The following is a 20,168-nucleotide window of genomic DNA, read 5'->3' as shown; positions in this document are numbered from 1 at the left end:
CGTTTGCGTGGTCCCGGTCTGCTCCCCCTATTGAAGGAACTTCCTGGGACCGGAAACCGACAATACCTATTGCCGGTTTCAAGATTTTTTATAGCGGCCTCTTTTAAACAGAAAAGCAAGCAACCCGCAACGGGTTAAATCATCGCCATTCCGCCATTCACATGCAAGGTCTGTCCTGTGACATAAGAAGCTTCGTCACTGGCAAGAAACAGAACCGCTGCTGCGATCTCTTTGCTGTCGCCCATGCGACCGGCAGGAATACCTGCCAAAAGTTTTTCTTTCTGCGCGTCACCGATCTCATCGGTCATGGCCGTCGTAATAAAGCCCGGTGCCACACAGTTAACAGTAATACCGCGCGCCGCAACCTCTTGGGCCAATGATTTTGACCAACCGATCATACCGGCCTTGGCTGCTGCATAGTTCGTCTGGCCCGGATTACCGGTCACACCAACGATCGACGTGATGTTAATAATACGTCCGTGACGACGCTTCATCATGCCACGCAAAGAATTACGTGCAAGCTTGAATGCAGACGTCAGGTTCACATCCAGAACCGCCTGCCAATCGTCATCTTTCAAACGCATGGCAAGCTGGTCACGGGTGATGCCCGCATTATTAACCAGAATATCAAGCTGACCACCAAGCGCTTCTTCAGCAGCTTTGATCAAACCGTCAACCGATTCTGTATCGGCAAGGTTCGCCGGAACAACAACAGCATTTTCGCCGATTTCGGCGGCAACGGCTTCAAGACGTTCCGCACGGGTTCCCGACAGAGCTACCTTCGCACCGGCCTGCGCCAAAACTTTGGCGATTTCGCCACCAATACCACCTGTGGCACCGGTTACAAGGGCAGTTTTCCCTGCAAGATCAAACATAAATTTTCTTTCCCTTTTTGGGTTCTTAATCGTCACGCCACACTTACAACGCGGCGAGGAATGCTTCAATATCGGCCGGGCCGTTAACCGCAGTCCCTGTCAGGTCGCGATCAATACGGCGAACCATACCGGTCAAAACTTTGCCTGCGCCAATCTCTACAAGATCGGTAATACCCTGTTCTTTCATATAAAGAACAGACTCGCGCCAGCGCACTGTCCCGCAAACTTGCTCCACAAGGAGTTTACGAATGGTTTCCGGATTGTCAGTTTTTTCTGCAGTGACGTTGGCAACAACCGGTTTACCCGGCGCATTCATCGTTACTTCTGCAAGCGCTTCGGCCATACGATCGGCTGCTGGCTGCATCAAAGAGCAATGGAACGGTGCGGATACCGGCAAAAGAACGGCGCGCTTGGCACCTTTTTCTTTGGCGATGGCAATCGCACGCTCAACAGCGTCCTTATGACCAGATACAACAACCTGACCATTCGCATTATCGTTGGCCGCGGTGCAAACTTCACCCTGTGCCGCTTCTTCGGCAACCGCAACGGCATCAACGAAATCCAGCCCCAAAAGGGCGGCCATCGCGCCAACGCCAACCGGAACGGCGGCCTGCATGGCCTGACCACGGATTTTCAAAAGACGCGCTGAGTCAGAAACGGAAAAAGTACCCGCTGCACAAAGGGCTGAATACTCGCCAAGCGAATGCCCCGCAACAAGATCACACTTGTCGGTCAGGGCAAATCCGCCTTCATTTTCCAAAACACGTGCAACGGCAAGGCTGACAGCCATCAGTGCAGGCTGCGCATTTTCCGTCAGGGTCAGTTCGTTTTCCGGCCCTTCGAACATCAGCGCGCTTAATTTCTGCGAAAGCGCGTCATCAACTTCTTGAAAAACTTCGCGGGCAATCGGAAAGGCATCTGCCAGTTCCTTGCCCATACCTACCGCTTGCGACCCCTGACCGGGGAAAACGAGTGCGCGTGTCATTATACTTAATATACCTTTGTCAGCTTATGCGAAGGCTGCGCCGAATATCGGCCCCTCAAATTTGCGGCCACCTTGATACCGCGCCCGCTCCCACTGTCAAGAACAGATACGTATTTTTACGCTGTTGCTTCCGGCTCTGCCCCCGAAAGTGGCACGAAAAATCGTTATTTCAAGTTAAAAAGGCAGTGGGCATATATGACATGCCCACTGCCTTTCCCGAAGGATTTCTTATCATGCAGCGCACAAATTCGCACACGCTATGGATGTGTTAGCCAATATAATGCTGCATGCTTGAAACCACGCTATCGGCGATATGCGACTTCGTGATTACGCCCTGAACATCTTCCTGACGCGGCACACCGCGGCACGGACGGACCACAACCGCGGCCCTTGCCTTACGGCGCTCCATGCGTTTGATCACGTCATACATGTTCATATCATCGACCACGACGACGAAGTCCTCTTTGATCACTTCCTTAAGCGCCTTTTGCCCCTGATCCCCGGCAATCGAATAAAGCGCGGTCACATCAGGAATAACACCGGCAATACGGTCACCCGCCATCACAACAAGGGGCTTTGCCGCCGGTGATGGGCCGATTTTTTCAATCGCCTCGGAAACGCGCAAAGACGCATCAATATAGATCTGCTCGGATGTCATGATTTCACGCACCGGATGCACCATGAACATATTGCTGTGACGTTCTTTGGGGATATTACGCCCGCGCAACACCAGTTTCGACGTATAGATCGTCTCGCTGATGATCATGCGACGGAAACCAAGCGCAATCGCAACCGCCACAACCAGCGGCACAATGATATTATAGTCACGGGTCATCTCGAAAATCATGATGATTGCCGTCATTGCCGCACCAGTCCCTGCCGCAACAACACCGCCCATGCCCACAAGCGCAAACTCAACCGGCGTAATGCCAGCATCCGGGAAAATCAAGTTCCCGACAATACCGACAACCGCGCCAAGGGTCGCCCCAACAAACAGCGACGGCGAGAAAACGCCACCAGATGCCCCGGACCCGATACTGACCGACGTGGCATAAAGCTTGGCAAAGAACAGCATAATCAGCAACGGCAAGGACGTCATCGTCCCGCGCAGGATTTCCTGAATAACGCCGTACCCGACACCATCGACATAGTAATTGCCACCGGTCAGCAGCAAAACATACATCAGGATGCCGATCGACAGCATGCCAACCGCATGGCGGGTGTAATCATTGCCCGGCATCTTTTTAAACAGCGTGCTGGTCACCAGCATGGATCGGATCAAGGCCCATGCCGCAACACCACACAAAAGTCCCAGAACCACATAGACAATAAGCGCCTGAAGATCGACAGCCGATACTTGCGGCACGGCGGCCAAGGGCACTTCAAATGCAGGTGCCAAACCAAACGAAATGCGCCCGATATAGGTCGCCGCACCCGTTGCAATGACAACCGGCAAAAAGGTCCGTGTTGAAACTTCTGGCATCATAAGTTCGATGGCAAACAACACTGCACCAAGTGGGGTATTAAAGGTCGCGGCAATCCCGGCCCCTGCCCCGGCGGCAAGCAATGTAATGCGTTGTCCGGTTTGCAAATTAAACATTTGCGCAATGCTTGAGCCCAACGACGACCCGATCTGAATGATCGGCCCTTCGCGGCCCACCGATGCCCCGGTGCCAATCGACAGCGAAGATGCAACCGACTTGACCAACGCCACCATCGGGCGAATACGGCCCTGTTCGAAATAAATGGCGTTCATCACCTCGGGCACCCCGTGGCCTTTGGCTTCGGGTGCGAACGTGTTGACAAGGAAAACAACAAACATGCCACCGATCACCGGCACCAGAATAACCAACGGGCCCCAGGTGCTGGGCGCGGTCAGCAAGTTTGCATCATAGTCGATGGAAAAAACGCCATAAAAGGCGACGTTATGAATAAGGGCAACCAGCGCACGGAATGCGACCGCGCCGTAACCGGTGACAACACCAACCACAAGCGCCAACAAACAAACTGTTAGCATGGATGCCCTGCGCGAAGACGCAGCATCAATAGAAGGTTCTACCATTACAAAACCACAGGTAATAAAAGACAGTGTTTTGGTTCGCGATAAGAACACAAAAAGCCCGACGGATTTTGCCAGAAATTCACCCGCGATTTAAACGGGAAAACCAAGCAACAACCGGGCATTATCGAACCAACGAATGCTAACAGGCGTACTCTCTTGAACTTTTTGTTTCAAGTGTGAACCACTTCACGCATAACCGACCTTTGAAAAGTGCAACACTTAAAAACACGCTGATAATGGCCTGAAACAGATCAAAACCAACGCATAGCGCGCATTTGCACGGAAATGCGCCCGCCTGTGGAAAACATGCATTTGGCGTTGCACTAATGGGCGAAAAGTGTATATTCCGCCGTCTCACGGCTCCTTGCCGGGATTGCCCGGCTATGCCTGCATGACATGAGGTCATGTCAGGAAGAGATAAGCCAAAAGGAGTGATTAGGAGTATTATGAGCAAGTACGAAAGCGTGTTCATCGCACGTCAGGACTTCTCGACCGCACAGGTCGAAAGCCTGAACGAAAAGCTGGTCCAGACCGTTGAAGGTCTCGGCGGCAAGATTGCTAAAACCGAATATTGGGGTCTGCGTTCCCTGACATACCGTGTCAAGAAGAACCGCAAAGGCCACTATACTCTCTTCCAGATTGAAGCCGATCACGCAACGATCGCGGAATATGAGCGTCAGATGCGCCTGAACGAAGACGTTCTGCGTCAGATGACTGTCAAAGTTGACGAGTTCGAAGAAGAGCAGTCAGCAATTCTGCGTAACCGCGACGAGCGCGGCGGTCGTGGCGGTAATCGTCGCGGCGGTCCCCGTCAAAACGGCTAACAGATAGCGAGGAGATTATATCATGGCTGGACGTCGTCTGTTTTTCCGTCGTCGCAAAACCTGCCCGTTCTCGGGTGCGGATGCGCCGAAGATTGACTACAAAGATGTCAAACTGCTGCAGCGTTTCGTTTCCGAACGCGGCAAAATCGTTCCGAGCCGTATCACTGCGGTTTCGGCCAAGAAACAGCGCGAACTGGCAAAAGCCATTAAACGTGCACGTTTCCTGGCGCTGCTGCCTTACTCAGATCAGGTCTGAGGCAGTCGGCAAGAGACCCGTTTACTGGTCTCGGGCCGGGAGTAAATGATGCAACGTGACACCCTAATAGCTATTGGCGCAGGACTAGGCAGTGCCGTCCTGTTTCTTCTGGTTCTTTCGGGTAACCCGGTTGCGCTTTTGCTCTCATATTTCGGGCATCTGCCACTTCTCCTTACGGGGTTGTGGCAAGGGCCCAAACGCCTGCTGGTTGCGGCATTTGCCGCATGTAGTGCCCTTATTCTTTTGGGGGGATTACTGCCTTTCACGGTCTTTTTGGTCGTGTTTGCCGGACCGGCGATGTTGTTGACCCGCATGGCGCTGGTCATTCGGAAGGATCAAAATGGCAAAGTTGCCTTTCTGCCTTCCGGAATTGTCGTAAGCGTCATGGCCGTCATGGTCGCGACGGTGATGATTTTCATTACCGGAACACTGACGGCGGAAGGTCTGGATATTCAGGAATTCATTTCGCAATTCCTAAACCAGATGTACTCGGAAATGGGCGTCCCTATGACGTCCGATGTTCAGGGTCTGATTGGGATGTTCCAGACGTATTTCCCGGCGATTGCTGCGGTAAGCTGGCTTTTAATGCTGTTTGCCAATGCCGCAATCGCACAGGCAATTTTGGTACGTGCAGGCAAAAACCTGCGTCCGACACCAAAATTATCGGCTTTTGCCTTGCCTGGTTGGTCATTATTTGCGTTTGCCTTGGCTGGTTTTACGGTCGGCTTTGCCGATGGTTCACTGGCTTATGTGGCGCGAAACGTCGCGGTGGTACTGGCGGTGCCGTTCCTGTTTCAGGGATTGGCACTGGTACATGGGCAGGCAGCCCGATGGCCGCAAAAACGTATGATTCTGACGGTGTTTTACATCGTCGCGGTTCTGTCTAGTTGGTCGTTTGTTGCGATCACCGGACTTGGAATTGTTGAGCATTTAATCAGGCTGCGGGGGAAAGAACCGATGACCCGTAGCAATGAGGAGGATCGGTGATGGAAGTTATTCTGCTCCAGCGGGTAGAAAAACTCGGTCAGATGGGTGACGTAGTCACTGTCAAGCCGGGCCACGCCCGCAACCGCTTGCTGCCGCAGGGCATGGCCCTTCGTGCAACCAAAGCAAACCTTTCGGTGTTTGAAGCACAGAAAGCACAGCTCGAAGCTGACAACCTTGACCGCCGCAAAGAAGCCGAAGCGGTTGCCTCGAACATGGGTGAACTTGCTGTTACCCTCGTTCGTCAGGCATCCGACGTTGGCCAGCTTTACGGCTCGGTAACCGCGCGTGACATTTCAAACGCAGTAACCGAAGCAGGCTTCACTGTTGCCCGTACCCAGGTTGTTCTTGATCAGCCGATCAAAAACCTTGGTCTGCACCAGGTAAAAATCAACCTGCACCCGGAAGTCGCTGTTGAAGTGACCGCCAACGTTGCACGTTCCGAAGAAGATGCCGCTGAACAGCTCCGTAAAGGTTCTGCTGTCCTTGGCACCATCGAGGAAATGGAAGCGGAAGAAGAAGAAGCTCTTGAAGCTGCTGAAGAACTCTTCGAAGGGGAAGTCCCTGAAGAAGCGTCTGCAGATGCTCCGAACGAAGAACAAACCAACGCCTAAGCGCTGGTCTTTTTCGACGGCTTTTGGGAAACGGCATGTCCTAACGGATGTGCCGTTTTCTTTTGCCCGAATTTCACTGTATGCAAACAACCGGCGATCTGCCTGACATATCTCAAGACAAGGAAAATTGCTGAATGTATTTCGAAATGCGAACCTATACGATCCGGCCCGGCTGGATCGGCGCCTATATGGACCATTTTGAGTCCGTAGGCCTGCCGATCCTCAAACGTTACGCTGAACTGGTTGGTTACTGGTTTACCGATATCGGCGAGCTCAATCAGGTCATCCATATTTGGCGCTACGATAGTCTTGATCAACGCGCTCTCAAACGAAAAGCGCTCTATGATGACGCGGAATGGAAAACTGATTTTCTGCCCAAGGCCCTGGAGATGCTTGAAAAGCAGGAAACAAAAATAATGTATGCAACCAACTTCTCTCCAATAAAATAATTAACAATACCTCTCTCTGCATCAGGAAGCAGACACAGCACCTACTGTCTCAATTTCAGGAAGTGCTGGTCTGTGTTCAGATCCCTCGGTTTCACCGAGGGATGCAAAAGACAGTTGTCACGAGCAGCTATCAGACATAGACCAATCCTGCCCGGATTTTGCGTCCCATTTCGGTTAAAGGCAATTTGACGGTGCCTCTTATTCCCCTGTTTATTGCGCGGTCCATATCAATTTTCAGCGCTGAACCCGCCAAACAGATTATTCGATTGCGTATTCCAGGATTGTTTAAGAGTTGTTTTTCTATTTGCGACCCCTGCGCTGGCGGAATACCGGCTATGAGCAAACGCGATTAGCACTTTCCGGCCATGCGGATGCCTGCTACCTTTTCAGCCCATGACAGATCCCAACCTAGATGCCCTATTCGCGCCTCTTGATGTAGACCACGGTGACAGCTCCGATATGGTGCTCGAACGCATGGCGCCGCACAACTTCGAGGCAGAGGCAGCCCTGCTTGGCGCTGTGCTAAACAATAACGCCGCCTATGAGCGCGTTTCAGACATCCTGCGCCCGGAACATTTCGCGGATGCCCGCCACGGCCGCATCTTTGAGGCCTGCGGCAAGCTGATCGAACGTGGCCAACTGGCCAACCCGGTCACGCTCAAAGCCTTTTTCAAGCAGGACGAACACCTTGCTGAAATTGGCGGCGCGCAATATCTGGCCGAACTGTCAAACAATCTAGTGTCCGTGATCAACGCTGCCGATTACGGCAAGCTGGTCTATGACCTTTACCTGCGCCGCGAGCTGATTGAGCTTGGCGAAGACGTGGTCAATGACGCCTACCAATACGAACTTGATACCGACGCCACAAACCAGATCGAAAAAGCCGAACAAAAACTGTTCTCGCTTGCGACCTCTGGCTCGTCAGAATCGGGTTTTGTCGCCTTTGGCCCTGCCCTTGCCAAGGCGTATGAAAATATTGACCACGCCTATAAAAATGCCGGGCGTGTTGTCGGTGTGACCACCGGCTTGCGCGATATCGACCGTAAGCTTGGCGGTTTGCACCCATCAGATTTGCTCATCCTTGCGGGGCGTCCGTCGATGGGGAAAACCGCCCTTGCGATGAACGTCGCGTTTAATGCCGCGATTGCATCCCATCAAAACCGCGCACAAGGCGAAGATACCCGCGATGAGACCCGTACGGGTGCCGTTGCCGTTTTCTCGCTTGAGATGGCCGCAGAACAGCTTGCTGGTCGTTTGCTATCCCAGGCCGCCGAGGTTTCTGGCGATAACATGCGCCGTGGTGACCTTAACGAGCAGGATTTTGAACGCCTGCTTCTGGCGACCCAGGAGCTCAACACCGTTCCGCTATATATCGATGATACACCGGCGCTTCCGGTATCGACCCTGCGTACGCGTTGCCGCCGCCTAAAGCGTCAGCACGGCCTTGCCATGATCGTGGTCGATTACCTTCAGCTTCTAGCCCCACCGACCAACTTCCGCGGCGATGGCCGTGTTCAGGAAGTCTCGGAAATTACCCGTATGCTTAAGGCCATCGCCAAGGAGCTTGAAGTTCCTGTCCTGGCCCTGTCACAGCTTTCACGTGCCGTCGAACAGCGCGACGATAAACGTCCGCAGCTTTCTGACCTTCGTGAATCCGGCTCGATCGAGCAGGATGCCGACGTTGTGATGTTCATTTATCGTGAACAATATTATCTCGAACGTGCCGAACCGGCCCAACGCCCAGAAGAAGCGACCGATAAATTCGGCGAACGCTATTCGCAATGGCAAGAACGGCTGAACCACGTTTATAACACAGCAGAACTAATCGTCGCCAAGCAGCGTCACGGCCCGGTGGGTAACGTGCGCCTGTTCTTCGATGGTAACTATACGAAATTTGGCGATCTCGATCACATCGAAGAAGAATATGAATAAGGATAGTTTTTCTCAGTAATCTATCCATAAACGGACTCCACGGGGTAATTCGAATGACTGTTCTTCCCGCCGTCGGCCGTGCTGCCGAGTGTGCGGAACTGCAAATCAATATGAAAGCAGTTGCCGACAACTATAAAACTCTGACCAAGCGTTATACCGGCCGCACCTGTGGTGCCGTCGTAAAGGCCGATGCGTATGGGCTTGGCGCAGAAACGATTGTTCCCGTCCTCAAAAAGCAGGGCTGCCGACTGTTCTTTGTGGCACAAGCCAACGAAGCCGCCGAGCTGTTCCCGGTTTTACGCGGCGGCGGTCGCATCGCGGTGCTAAACGGCGTTTTACCCGGTGACGAAGAATTCTTTATTGAAAACGATGTCATCCCGGTCCTGAACGATCTTGAACAGATCGAACGGTGGTCGAACCTGTGCCGGAAATACGAACGCCCGGCCCCGGCATTCATCCATCTTGATACCGGCATGAGCCGCCTTGGCCTGTCGCCCCAAGATGTCAGCGATCTGGTCGATCGGTATTCATCGCTGCTGTATGGCTTTGAAAAAGCCGGTTACATGACCCATCCGGTCGCCGCGGACGAACATGGCAACCCGGTCACCAAAGAACAGTACGACCTGTTCATGAAATGGTATCGCCGTCTGCCGCCGTCACCGCGCGGTTTTTGTAATTCCTCGGCCATTTTCCGCGACGATGATTACCATCTGGAATTCTGCCGTCCGGGCTATGCCCTTTGGGGGGGCAATCCAACGCCCGAGACCGACAACCCGATGCGCGCGGTCGTGACACTAAACGCCAAGGTTTTACAAGTTCGTGAAATCCCGGCGGGTCAAGCCGTTGGCTATGGCGGGTCTTGGACCGCAAACCGTAAAACACGCATTGCCACCATTGCGGTTGGTTATGCCGATGGTTGGCTTCGTTCCTTGTCGAACAATGGAAAACTGCGTATCAAGGGACATGAAGTGCCCTATACCGGGCGCGTATCGATGGATGCCATCACGGTTGACATCACCGATGTGCCGGGTAAGCCGCTGAAAAGTGGGGACATGGTATCGCTGCTCGATGACGACATGACGGTTGACGATGTTGCATCTGCTGCTGGTACAATAGGGTATGAAATTCTAACTTCTCTTGGACATCGCTATCGTCGGGTCTATACAGAAAGCTAGATGATAAAAAACGGCCATCCGGTATCGGCGGGCCAATAATTAGGGGTAATCAAGGTTCCAATGCCGATCTTTGCGCCGGTTGGCCATATGTTTCTGTCGTTTTTGGCTCTTGTCGGGCGCGTAACGGTTTTTGCCGGGCGCACGATTGGTCACATGATTGCCCCGCCGATCTATTTCCGGCTTATTTTCAAACAGATGCGTGAAATCGGCTATTTCTCGTTGCCGGTTGTCGCCATGACAACGCTGTTTGCCGGGATGGTTTTGGCCCTGCAGTCTTATTCGGGCTTTTCGCGGTTCTCTGCCGAAAGTGCGGTTGCGACCGTTGTCGTCATTTCAATGACCCGCGAACTGGGCCCGGTCTTGGCTGGCCTGATGGTTGCAGGGCGCGTTGGTGCGGCAATTGCGGCTGAAATCGGCACCATGCGTGTCACCGAACAGATCGACGCGCTGGTCACCCTTTCGACCAATCCGTTTAAATATCTGGTGGTCCCGCGCGTTATTGCCGGTCTGCTTACCCTGCCCATCCTTGTGCTGATTGGCGATATTCTGGGTGTTCTGGGCGGCTATATGGTCGGCGTGAACAAACTTGGCTTTAACGAAGCCTCCTATATCCGAAGCACCTTCCAGTATCTTGAACAGCTTGATGTGGTTTCGGGTCTGGTGAAGGCGGCTGTGTTTGGCTTTATCATCACGTTGATGGGTTGCTATCACGGGTATAACTCACGTGGCGGCGCACAGGGTGTTGGTCAGGCGACGACGAACGCGGTCGTATCAAGCTCCATCCTGATCTTGATTGCCAACTATATCGTCACCGAACTGTTCTTCTCACGCTAAGGACAGCAAACAGATCATGAGCACCCCTGCCAAAATATCCCTGCGCGATGTCCACAAGGCCTTTGGCACCAAAAAGGTGCTGCAAGGTGTTGATCTTGATATTGCCGCGGGTGAATCTGTCGCCATCATTGGGGGGTCGGGCACGGGTAAATCCGTTACCCTGAAATGCATTCTGGGGCTTCTGACCCCCGATAAGGGATCGATCATGGTCGATGGCGTCGATATGACGCAGGCCAGCCGATCCGATCACGAAGACATGCTGGCAAAAACCGGCATGCTGTTTCAAGGCGCGGCACTGTTTGATTCGCTGTCTGTTTGGCAAAACGTTGCCTTTGGCCTGATCGAAGGCAAAGGCATGAAGCCAAAAGTCGCCCGTGATCTTGCGATTGCGCGCTTGTCTGATGTCGGCCTGTCGGCTGATGTTGCCAACCTGTCACCGTCATCCTTGTCGGGTGGCATGCAAAAACGTGTTGGCCTGGCGCGCGCGATTGCCACCGAACCGGAAATTCTGTTCTTTGACGAACCGACCACGGGCATTGATCCGATCATGGGCGATGTCATCAATGATCTGATTGTCAAATGTACCCGGGATCTAGGGGCCAGTGCTGTAACCATCACCCATGACATGGCCAGTGCACGCAAAATTGCCGATCGGGTCGCGATGCTCTATCAGGGCAAAATCATTTGGGATGGCCCGGTTTCGGAAATTGACCAGACCGACAATCCCTATTTGCAACAGTTCGTTGCCGGTGACATCGAAGGCCCGCTTGACCTTGATCTTAAGCACCTGTGATCTTAAACAGGTCGGATCTGGTCGGATCGGTTACACCTTACATCCACCTGACACCACGTTTTCACATGATTTGCGGAGCATTCAGTGGCCAAAACCCAAAGCCGTTTCGTCTGTACTAACTGCGGTGCTGAATACCGCAAATGGACCGGGCATTGTGACGCCTGCGGTGAATGGAACACCATCGAAGAAGAACGCGTGGAAAAAGGCCCCAAGGCCACCGGCGGCATTTCCGGCGGGGCCAAGGGAAAAACCATCGATTTTGTCGCCCTCGAAGGCGAAAGTGCCAGCCCGCCGCGCATGATCAGTGGCATTACTGAACTTGATCGCGCCTGTGGCGGCGGTCTTGTGCCGGGATCGGCCCTTTTGGTTGGCGGTGATCCGGGGATCGGTAAATCGACCATTCTTTTGCAAGCCGTCGGTGCGATGGCCGCAAAACATAAATGCGCCTACATCTCGGGCGAGGAAGCCATCGATCAGGTGCGCATGCGCGCTGCCCGCTTGGGCCTTTCCAAAACCAAGGTTGATTTTGCCGCGGCCACCAGCCTGCGCGACATTATCACAACCCTGGAAGCCAGTTCGCACGACGTCGTGGTCATTGACTCGATCCAAACCATGTATGCCGACACCCTTGATAGTGCGCCGGGCACCGTGTCGCAGGTTCGTGCCTGTGCGCTTGAACTGATCCGTCTGGCCAAACGTCGTGGCTTTGCCGTGCTTCTGGTCGGCCATGTCACCAAGGAAGGCCAAATCGCCGGCCCGCGCGTGTTGGAACATATGGTCGATACGGTCCTGTATTTCGAAGGCGAACGCGGCCACCAATTCCGTATTTTACGTGCGGTGAAAAACCGTTTCGGCGCGACCGATGAAATCGGTGTCTTTGAAATGGGCGATTCCGGCTTGGTCGAAGTCCCCAATCCATCTGCCCTGTTTTTGGCCGACCGCGACAGCCCGGTCAGTGGCACCGCCGTTTTCGCCGGGCTTGAAGGCACCCGCCCGATGCTTGTGGAAATTCAGGCGCTGGTCGCACAATCAGCCTTGGCAACCCCGCGCCGTGCGGTTGTCGGCTGGGATTCGGCACGTATGAACATGATCTTGGCCGTGCTTGATGCCCGTTGTGGCCTCGCCCTTGGTCAGTTCGATGTTTATTTGAATGTCGCTGGCGGATTGCGCGTGGGCGAACCTGCGGCCGATATGGCGGTTGCCGCCGCCTTGATTTCGGCGGTCGCCGATAAACCCGTCCCCAATGAAACCGTGATTGTCGGTGAAATTGGTCTTTCGGGTGAAGTCCGCCCGGTTGGTCAACTCGAATCGCGCCTCAAAGAAGCCACCAAACTTGGCTTTGGCAACGCATACACCCCTAAAACCGGCATGCAGGCCAAGAAAAAGATGTCGATTAAGGGCCTTAATCAGACCGAAATCGCTCATCTTCAGGATTTGGTAAACCTCTTCGGCGACGATGTGCGTGACAAAGTACGCCCGCGCGAAGGCATGTATTAACCGGCCTTTCGTCCTGTGACGTAACCGGGCATCAACCCCAGACAAAGACTGACAAGGTTTACCGATAGATGGATTTCTCCGCCCTTCCCGATCTTGGTGCACGTGATGTGTTTGACCTTGTGATTGTCGCCATTGTGCTGATCTCGGGGGTTTTTGCCTTTTTCCGCGGGTTTATCCACGAAATTCTGTCGATGATGGGCTGGCTTGGCGCCGCACTGTGCGCGCTTTATGGCTATCCGGTTGCCCGTCCCTATGTCCGCGAATTGATCCCGTCTGAACTGATTGCTGATCTTGCCACCGGCATTGGCCTGTTTTTGATTTCCTTCCTGATTTTCTCGTTCATCAGTGGGCGCATTGGCCGGGCGGTTCAAAATTCCGGCCTCGACAGCCTTGATAGTACGCTTGGCTTTGTCTTTGGCTTGTTGCGCGGCGGTGTGCTGGTGTGTGTGGCGTTTTTGGCGCTGTCATGGCTTCTGCCGCCGACATCCCAACCTGATTGGGTGCGCGATGCCCGAACCCGCCCGGTTCTCGAAGAAGGCGCGTTCCTGATTATGCGCCTCGCACCTGACGAAATGTTCGATACCACGGCCCAAGAACTTGAACGCGCACAGCGTGAAGCCGATGCAAACGAACAAACCTATCGTCAACTTCTGGGCCCGGAACCAAAAGGGACTGGACCCGCGCCCCTAAACGGGTATACAAGGCCCTCGCGCGATGATCTGGATCGCCTGATTGAGGCGACCACTAACGAGTGAGGCGTGTGGGTATCGCAAAGCGTGCGGCATCCCTGCGCCACCGGCGAGAGAGCGGAACCCACTCATGCTGACCACCAATCCATTTGATGACGACAAGCTGCGTGAAGAATGCGGCGTTTTCGGTGTTTTCGGATCCCCTGATGCCACGGCATTGACGGCCCTTGGCCTGCATGCCCTACAGCATCGTGGACAAGAAGCAGCCGGTATTGTGTCCTATGACGGCGAAGATTTCCCGGCACATCGGGCATCTGGCCAAGTCGGTGACATCTTCGGATCAGAAGATGTGATCAAAAGCCTGCCCGGCCACCGTGCTGTTGGCCATGTGCGCTATTCCACGGCGGGCGGTAAGGGCCTTCGCAATGTTCAGCCGCTATTTGCGGATTTTGAATTTGGCGGCCTGGCCATTGCCCATAACGGCAATCTGACCAATGCCCTTGCTGTGCGTGACCGTTTGGTCAAGCGTGGCTCGATTTTCCAATCCACGGCCGATACAGAAACCTTCATTCATCTGATCGCGACCAGCCTGTACGAAAAGATCGTTGACCGTCTGATTGACGCGATCCGTCAGGTCGAAGGGGCTTACAGCCTTGTGGTCATGACCCAGAAGAAATTGATTGGTGTGCGTGACCCGCTTGGTGTCCGTCCGCTGGTTCTGGGCAAGCTGAATGACGCCTATATCCTGTCGTCGGAAACCGTCGGCCTTGATATCGTCGGTGCTGAGTTTATCCGCGACGTCGAACCGGGCGAGATTGTCGAAATTACCGACGATGGCGTGCGGTCGATCAAACCGTTCAAACCACAGAAATCCCGTTTCTGCATTTTTGAACATGTCTATTTCGCCCGCCCCGACAGCATCGTCGAAGGTACGAGCGTTTATGACGTGCGCAAAAACATTGGCCGTGAACTGGCCCGTGAATCCGCGATTGATGCCGACGTTGTCGTGCCGATCCCCGATTCCGGTGTGCCATCCGCCCTTGGATACGCCGAAGAAAGCGGTATCCCGTTTGAGCTTGGCATTATCCGTAACCATTATGTTGGCCGGACTTTTATTGAGCCGACCGATCAGATTCGCCACCTTGGGGTAAAGCTGAAACATAATGCCAACCCGGGTAAGCTAAAGGGCAAACGCGTTATTCTGGTCGATGACTCGATCGTGCGTGGCACCACCTCGACCAAGATTGTTGACCTGGTCCGCAATGCCGGTGCCGCCGAAGTCCATATGCGCATCACCAGCCCGCCGACCATGAACCCGTGCTTCTATGGCGTTGACACCCCGTCCAAAGACAAATTGATGGCGGCCAATCACGACATCGAAAGCATGGCAAAGCTTATTGGTGTGGATAGCCTTGCCTTCGTTACCATTGATGGCCTGTATCGCGCGACCGGTCTTCCCGGCCGTGACGCCGAAAGCCCAGCTTTCTGTGATGCCTGCTTTACCGGCGATTATCCGATCCGTCTTAAGGATCATAATGCTGAAAACAAAGGCCGCAAGCTGAGCCAGTTGGTCGAAAGGCAGTCCGCATGAGTGACGCCAAACGTCTTGAAGGACGCGTCGCACTGGTCACCGGTGCGTCGCACGGGATCGGTCGCGAAATCGCCAAGCGTTTTGCTGCCGAGGGTGCACAGGTTGTTGCGGTTGGCCGCAATGTCGGCGCACTTGAAGAACTTGATGACGAAGTCCGCGAAGCCGGTGGCAAGCTTACCTTGCTGCCGCTTGACCTGACGCTGTTTGAAAAGATCGATATTCTCGGCCCGTCGCTGTATGAAAAGTTCGGCAAGCTCGACATCGTTGTTGGCAATGCCGCCCTTTTGGGCGAATTGGCCCCGGTCGGTCACATCGATGCGCAGATCTTCCAAAACACCTATGCCACCAACGTCACAGCGAACTTCCACCTGATCCGCACCACGGACAAGCTTTTGCAGCTTTCTGACGCGGGCCGGGCAATTTTCGTCACATCCAATGCCGCGGCCAAGGGCCGTGCCTTCTGGGGGCTTTATGCGTCCACCAAGGCCGCATTGGAAAGCTTGGTGCTGTCCTATGCCCAAGAAATGGAAGAAACGTCTGTACGGGTAAATTTGGTCAATCCGGGACGCGTCCGCACCAAGATGCGTGCAGAAGCCTATCCGGGCGAAGATCCCCAGACCTTAAAAGCCCCCGAAGACATCATGGATGTCTTTGTCGATCTGGCGGCAAGCGATTGCACCAAACATGGCGAAGTTGTCGACGCGTACTAAACACGCACACGTCACCAAACGCATCAAAGGCCGGGTCTTCCCGGCCTTTTTTATGTCAGATCGACGCACCAATCACGTGATGCATCCTGAAACGACATATCGGTGCATCCCCTACCCGACATCCAAGTCGACCAAAACGCTGGAACAACTGTTTGTTGCTGCTACCCTTTGGGCTTAATTTCTGTTAGCACAATCAATTAATTGCTTTCAGCACCTTCGGGTCGGTAGCATGCGCTTTCTGCCCACCACTTCGTCAAAGGGACGTCATATGAAATCGGCCATTCATCGCAAACAGCTTCTCTCACTTGCAGCCTTTTGCACGCTCGGTTTTGCGGCCCTAACCGCGCCTGTGACAGCCTCACACGCGGCAGAAGATGATTTGGGTCTGGTGCTCCCCAAAATGAGTTCAGAACGCGGCAAGGACCTGTTTACCGAACGCGGCTGCGTTGTCTGTCATTCGGTCAACAACGTGGGCGGCGATATCGCGCCCAGCCTTGATGCATCCAACCTGAACCAGTCGCGCAACCCGTTTGAATTTTTTGCCCGCATGTGGCGCGGCGCGGATGCAATGCTGCATCTTCAGCAGGCCGACCTTGGCTATCAGGTTGATTTCTCCGGACAGGATTTGGCCGACATCTTTGCCTTCACGCAAGATGCCGATATGCAAGAACGCCTCACCCAAAGCGACCTGCCCGAACATATCCGTGAAATCATTGATAACGGACCATCGATCCCGGGGCAGTAATCCCCGCAATCCGCTCAAAATTAATCCTCATACAAAACAAAACCGCCCGCGGAAACATCCGGGGGCGGTTTTGCATTGGGTCGAAAAGAACGACGCGCTTAGCGCTTCTTTTTCTTTTTGGCAAACGGGTTATCACTGCTGCGCAAATTGATGCGGATCGGCACACCCGGCATATCGAAATCTTCGCGCAACCCATTAATCAGGTAACGCGTATAGCTTTCGGGCAACTCAGCCGCCTTGGAGCAGTTGATAAAGAAGCTTGGCGGACGTGATTTCGCCTGGGTCATATAGCGCAGACGAATACGACGCCCGGAAATAACCGGCGGCAAGTGACGTTCGCTGACAACTTCAAGCCAACGGTTCAGCTTGGATGTCGGGATGCGGCGGCTCCAGATATCGTGAATATCCATAACCGTCGGCATCAAACGCTCGGTCCCGCGCCCGGTCAAGGCCGAGAAGGTCAGAACCGGAATGCCTTTGGCCTGCGCAAAGGACGTATCAAGCTTATCGCGCAGCGCCTGCATGACACCGGATTTATCAATCACGGTGTCCCACTTATTGACAGCAATGATCAAGGCACGGCCTTCTTCAAGCACCATACGTGCAATCGTCAGGTCCTGCTTATCAAGCGTGTTGGTCGCATCGAGCATCAAGACAACCACTTGCGCATAACGGATCACACGCAGAGTATCTGCGACTGAAAGCCGTTCAACGCGGTCATCAATCTTCTTCTTACGACGCATGCCCGCCGTATCGACCAGGCGAATAGGACGCCCCTCATAGGCCCAATCAACCGCGATCGAGTCACGGGTCAAACCGGCCTGCGGGCCTGTCATTACGCGGTTCTCGCCCAAAAGCTGATTAAGCAGGGTCGATTTACCGGCATTTGGACGGCCAACGATGGCCAACTGGATTTTCGAATTGTCGCGCGGACCTTCGTCAATCAGTTCGCCATTTTCATCTTCGTCATCTTCAAACAGCTCGATCTCGAACGACGGGAAGGTTTCACCATCATCATCAGGGAAATCGTCTTCGTGGTCGAAATCATCAAAGCTGTCATCGTCCTCGCCGGCTTCGGCGGCTGCCTCTTTTTGGGCATCAGCTTCGGCCTGCTTGGCTTTTTTCTTTTCTTCGCGAACGCCGTCTTTCCATTCTTTCCAGTGCGGTTCAAGAATGTCATAGAGCAATTCGATACCAAGGCCATGCTCGGCCGAGATTGGTGCAACATCGCCCAGACCAAGGCCATATGCCTCGTACAGGCCGGGGTCCTGCGCCACACCTTCGTGCTTGTTGGCAATGACATAGACCGGCTTGTGGCGCTTGCGCAGCCAATCGGCAAAGTGGTTATCAAGTGGGGTCAAACCCGCACGGGCATCAATCAGGAACAGCGCAACGTCGCATTCCTCAAACGCCATTTCACTTTGCTGGCGCATCATGCCTTCGACGGAGTTATCGAACACTTCTTCCAGACCGGCGGTATCAATGATGTCAAATGACATATGGCCCAAACGGCCCTTGCCATAGCGACGGTCACGGGTCACACCGGGTTGATCGTCAACCAAGGCCAGTTTTTTACCGACCAGACGGTTAAACAAGGTCGACTTCCCAACGTTGGGGCGACCGATAATGGCAACTTTTAGCGACATCTGACTTTCAGACTCTCGTTATAAACGGCGATATGCGCCGAAGGCATCAAGCCCACGGCGCACCGCAAATCTTGCAAGGAAACCTTGCGGAAAACTTCTGTTCTTACCTGATCAGCGATACGCGATAAGATCGGCATCCGCGGTCAGGAAGTAAAGGCTGTCACCGGCAACAGATGGCGGCAAAGTAATCGGTCCGGAAACTTCGTCCTTACCGATGATTTCACCGCTATAGGGGGAAACAGTCATTACCTCGCCCTGCTCGTTACCCACGATCAACCTGTCACCGACCAGCACCGGACCTGTCCACACAATCGGCTCATCCTGGTCTTCGGGATCGACAAAACGCGGCAGAACTGTGACCCATTTAACCTGTCCGGTCTTCCGACGCAAGGCAATCAGGTCATTTGTGTTGGTCAGGATATAAATATAATCCCCGGCAACCCAAGGCGATTGAATGCCACCGGCCTCCAATTCCCAAACCCGGTACCCGGTGCGAAGGTCAATCCCCACGGTCAGGCCAGAGTTACTGGTCGCCACCACAAGGTCATTGTCAATCACCGGCAAGCCCCGAATATCGGCAATTGCCGACACCGCATCGGTCCGCCCGGCTGATGCCAAGGCATCCGACCAAATCACCTGACCATTTTCAACACGAAGGGCATAAAGCTCCCCGGTGGAATAGGCCGAAATCACAACGCCCTGATCAACGGCCGGGCTTGCCCCACCGATAAAGGATGCGCCTTCGGATGCGCCGCGATGGCTCCAAAGCGTTTCACCGGTCCGGGCATTAAGCGCCACGGTCTGGTTATCAATCGTAATCGCAAAGACGCGCCCGCCGCGCACCGTCGGTGCCGACCGCATCGGCGCACTGACTTGCTGACGCCACAGAACCGTTGCACTTGCCGCATCAATCGCAATCACTTCGGCAAAGCCGGTGGTTGCGTAAATCACGCCCTTTTCATAGGCAAGACCACCGCCGAGCAACGTGCTGTCTTCATCCTCGTCCGAGGCCAGTTCAAGCGACCAGATTTCTTTGCCCGATGTCGCGGCAAAGGCACGGACCTCGGCACTGGCATCAATGGTAAAGATCACGCCACGTGCGACAATCGCCTGATTAAGCAACAGGTTATCATCCATCGACCCATCGCCGATGCTGACCGACCAGTCTTGTTCCATGATGTCATTATCAATGGCAACATGGCCAAGTGCGTGGCTTGCCAAACCGCCATTTTGCGGCCAATCGACCATCGGCTCGGGTTCTGGCAGGATCACGCGCTGATCGCTCAGGTCCAGATCAGGCTGAACCGTGCTTTGCAACGCCAGAACAGAGATACGCTCGCCCGGTAACGGTGGCGCTTCGTCTTCCCCAAGCCAGCCAGAACAGCCCGCCAGGAAAGTCGAAAGACCCATAACACAAACAAGTGACTTTAAAGCGCGTGACGTCAAAACCGTATCCTCTAGTTCAAGCTCGCATCGCATTGGCCCGTATATCGTCGGACCAAACCCG

At 54.1% G+C, this 20,168-nt stretch carries 19 protein-coding genes; 14 read left to right on the top strand and 5 right to left on the bottom strand.

Annotated elements, in window-relative coordinates:
- Window positions 1-134: 134 nt before the first annotated feature.
- The 3 genes from fabG to HCZ99_RS17280 all read right to left on the bottom strand — a co-directional run bounded on the left by fabG (window position 135) and on the right by HCZ99_RS17280 (window position 3,922).
- On the bottom strand, window positions 135-875 hold the full coding sequence (gene fabG, locus HCZ99_RS17290) for a 3-oxoacyl-[acyl-carrier-protein] reductase (RefSeq protein ID WP_167448261.1): 741 nt from the start codon (window positions 873-875) through the stop codon (window positions 135-137).
- Between the two features lie 43 nt (window positions 876-918).
- Window positions 919-1,860, bottom strand: a complete 942-nt coding sequence (gene fabD / locus HCZ99_RS17285; protein WP_167448260.1) for an ACP S-malonyltransferase — start codon at window positions 1,858-1,860, stop codon at window positions 919-921.
- Window positions 1,861-2,128: 268 nt separating this feature from the next.
- Complete coding sequence (locus HCZ99_RS17280) at window positions 2,129-3,922, bottom strand: chloride channel protein (protein WP_167448259.1); 1,794 nt, start codon at window positions 3,920-3,922, stop codon at window positions 2,129-2,131.
- Window positions 3,923-4,368: 446 nt separating this feature from the next.
- Here HCZ99_RS17280 and rpsF point away from each other — a divergent pair, with 446 nt between their 5' ends.
- The 14 genes from rpsF to HCZ99_RS17210 all read left to right on the top strand — a co-directional run bounded on the left by rpsF (window position 4,369) and on the right by HCZ99_RS17210 (window position 17,015).
- Entirely contained in the window at window positions 4,369-4,746 is a 378-nt protein-coding gene (rpsF, locus tag HCZ99_RS17275) for a 30S ribosomal protein S6 (RefSeq protein WP_167448258.1), read from the top strand.
- Between the two features lie 22 nt (window positions 4,747-4,768).
- A complete protein-coding gene (gene rpsR, locus HCZ99_RS17270) occupies window positions 4,769-5,002 on the top strand; it encodes a 30S ribosomal protein S18 (protein WP_007090355.1) in 234 nt (77 codons plus the stop codon).
- 48 nt (window positions 5,003-5,050) lie between these two features.
- Complete coding sequence (locus tag HCZ99_RS17265; RefSeq protein ID WP_167448257.1) at window positions 5,051-5,989, top strand: DUF2232 domain-containing protein; 939 nt, start codon at window positions 5,051-5,053, stop codon at window positions 5,987-5,989.
- Window positions 5,989-6,600, top strand: a complete 612-nt coding sequence (gene rplI, locus HCZ99_RS17260) for a 50S ribosomal protein L9 (RefSeq protein ID WP_167448256.1) — start codon at window positions 5,989-5,991, stop codon at window positions 6,598-6,600. Before HCZ99_RS17265 ends, rplI begins: the two co-directional genes overlap by 1 nt.
- Window positions 6,601-6,734: 134 nt before the next feature.
- On the top strand, window positions 6,735-7,049 hold the full coding sequence (locus tag HCZ99_RS17255) for an NIPSNAP family protein (RefSeq protein ID WP_167448255.1): 315 nt from the start codon (window positions 6,735-6,737) through the stop codon (window positions 7,047-7,049).
- 393 nt (window positions 7,050-7,442) lie between these two features.
- On the top strand, window positions 7,443-8,981 hold the full coding sequence (locus HCZ99_RS17250; RefSeq protein WP_167448254.1) for a replicative DNA helicase: 1,539 nt from the start codon (window positions 7,443-7,445) through the stop codon (window positions 8,979-8,981).
- A 53-nt stretch (window positions 8,982-9,034) separates the two neighbouring features.
- Window positions 9,035-10,156, top strand: coding sequence for an alanine racemase (alr, locus tag HCZ99_RS17245; RefSeq protein WP_167448253.1), 1,122 nt, complete (start codon window positions 9,035-9,037; stop codon window positions 10,154-10,156).
- A 60-nt stretch (window positions 10,157-10,216) separates the two neighbouring features.
- Window positions 10,217-10,990, top strand: a complete 774-nt coding sequence (locus HCZ99_RS17240) for an MlaE family ABC transporter permease (RefSeq protein WP_167448252.1) — start codon at window positions 10,217-10,219, stop codon at window positions 10,988-10,990.
- 16 nt (window positions 10,991-11,006) lie between these two features.
- Window positions 11,007-11,783, top strand: a complete 777-nt coding sequence (locus tag HCZ99_RS17235) for an ABC transporter ATP-binding protein (protein WP_167448251.1) — start codon at window positions 11,007-11,009, stop codon at window positions 11,781-11,783.
- A gap of 84 nt (window positions 11,784-11,867) precedes the next feature.
- Window positions 11,868-13,280 (top strand): DNA repair protein RadA, encoded by a 1,413-nt coding sequence (gene radA / locus HCZ99_RS17230; RefSeq protein WP_167448250.1) that lies wholly within the window; start codon window positions 11,868-11,870, stop codon window positions 13,278-13,280.
- Between the two features lie 68 nt (window positions 13,281-13,348).
- On the top strand, window positions 13,349-14,035 hold the full coding sequence (locus HCZ99_RS17225) for a CvpA family protein (RefSeq protein WP_167448249.1): 687 nt from the start codon (window positions 13,349-13,351) through the stop codon (window positions 14,033-14,035).
- Between the two features lie 64 nt (window positions 14,036-14,099).
- Window positions 14,100-15,560: an amidophosphoribosyltransferase gene (purF, locus tag HCZ99_RS17220; protein ID WP_167448248.1), complete on the top strand. Its 1,461-nt coding sequence runs from the start codon at window positions 14,100-14,102 to the stop codon at window positions 15,558-15,560.
- Window positions 15,557-16,270 (top strand): SDR family NAD(P)-dependent oxidoreductase, encoded by a 714-nt coding sequence (locus tag HCZ99_RS17215; protein ID WP_167448247.1) that lies wholly within the window; start codon window positions 15,557-15,559, stop codon window positions 16,268-16,270. The genes purF and HCZ99_RS17215 overlap by 4 nt, the downstream gene beginning before the upstream one ends.
- 229 nt (window positions 16,271-16,499) lie before the next feature.
- Window positions 16,500-17,015: a c-type cytochrome gene (locus tag HCZ99_RS17210; RefSeq protein WP_254869697.1), complete on the top strand. Its 516-nt coding sequence runs from the start codon at window positions 16,500-16,502 to the stop codon at window positions 17,013-17,015.
- Window positions 17,016-17,113: 98 nt separating this feature from the next.
- Here the strand turns inward: HCZ99_RS17210 and der are convergent, their stop codons facing one another.
- Together der and HCZ99_RS17200 are read right to left on the bottom strand one after the other, a co-directional pair.
- Entirely contained in the window at window positions 17,114-18,661 is a 1,548-nt protein-coding gene (gene der / locus HCZ99_RS17205) for a ribosome biogenesis GTPase Der (RefSeq protein WP_167448246.1), read from the bottom strand.
- 111 nt (window positions 18,662-18,772) lie between these two features.
- Entirely contained in the window at window positions 18,773-20,107 is a 1,335-nt protein-coding gene (locus HCZ99_RS17200; protein ID WP_254869696.1) for an outer membrane protein assembly factor BamB family protein, read from the bottom strand.
- Between the last annotated feature and the right edge of the window lie 61 nt (window positions 20,108-20,168).

The sequence above is a fragment of the Thalassospira lucentensis genome (assembly GCF_011806425.1).
GTDB lineage: Bacteria > Pseudomonadota > Alphaproteobacteria > Rhodospirillales > Thalassospiraceae > Thalassospira > Thalassospira lucentensis_B.
This window is presented reverse-complemented; position numbering and strand designations above follow the sequence as displayed.

Excerpts from the sequence above, each read along its gene's own strand:
- fabG (WP_167448261.1), bottom strand. The coding sequence starts at position 875 with ATGTTTGATCTTGCAGGGAAAACTGCCCTTGTAACCGGTGCCACAGGT.
- fabD (WP_167448260.1), bottom strand. The coding sequence starts at position 1,860 with ATGACACGCGCACTCGTTTTCCCCGGTCAGGGGTCGCAAGCGGTAGGT.
- HCZ99_RS17280 (WP_167448259.1), bottom strand. The coding sequence starts at position 3,922 with ATGGTAGAACCTTCTATTGATGCTGCGTCTTCGCGCAGGGCATCCATG.
- rpsF (WP_167448258.1), top strand. The coding sequence starts at position 4,369 with ATGAGCAAGTACGAAAGCGTGTTCATCGCACGTCAGGACTTCTCGACC.
- rpsR (WP_007090355.1), top strand. The coding sequence starts at position 4,769 with ATGGCTGGACGTCGTCTGTTTTTCCGTCGTCGCAAAACCTGCCCGTTC.
- HCZ99_RS17265 (WP_167448257.1), top strand. The coding sequence starts at position 5,051 with ATGCAACGTGACACCCTAATAGCTATTGGCGCAGGACTAGGCAGTGCC.
- rplI (WP_167448256.1), top strand. The coding sequence starts at position 5,989 with ATGGAAGTTATTCTGCTCCAGCGGGTAGAAAAACTCGGTCAGATGGGT.
- HCZ99_RS17255 (WP_167448255.1), top strand. The coding sequence starts at position 6,735 with ATGTATTTCGAAATGCGAACCTATACGATCCGGCCCGGCTGGATCGGC.
- HCZ99_RS17250 (WP_167448254.1), top strand. The coding sequence starts at position 7,443 with ATGACAGATCCCAACCTAGATGCCCTATTCGCGCCTCTTGATGTAGAC.
- alr (WP_167448253.1), top strand. The coding sequence starts at position 9,035 with ATGACTGTTCTTCCCGCCGTCGGCCGTGCTGCCGAGTGTGCGGAACTG.
- HCZ99_RS17240 (WP_167448252.1), top strand. The coding sequence starts at position 10,217 with ATGCCGATCTTTGCGCCGGTTGGCCATATGTTTCTGTCGTTTTTGGCT.
- HCZ99_RS17235 (WP_167448251.1), top strand. The coding sequence starts at position 11,007 with ATGAGCACCCCTGCCAAAATATCCCTGCGCGATGTCCACAAGGCCTTT.
- HCZ99_RS17225 (WP_167448249.1), top strand. The coding sequence starts at position 13,349 with ATGGATTTCTCCGCCCTTCCCGATCTTGGTGCACGTGATGTGTTTGAC.
- purF (WP_167448248.1), top strand. The coding sequence starts at position 14,100 with ATGCTGACCACCAATCCATTTGATGACGACAAGCTGCGTGAAGAATGC.
- HCZ99_RS17215 (WP_167448247.1), top strand. The coding sequence starts at position 15,557 with ATGAGTGACGCCAAACGTCTTGAAGGACGCGTCGCACTGGTCACCGGT.
- HCZ99_RS17210 (WP_254869697.1), top strand. The coding sequence starts at position 16,500 with ATGCGCTTTCTGCCCACCACTTCGTCAAAGGGACGTCATATGAAATCG.
- der (WP_167448246.1), bottom strand. The coding sequence starts at position 18,661 with ATGTCGCTAAAAGTTGCCATTATCGGTCGCCCCAACGTTGGGAAGTCG.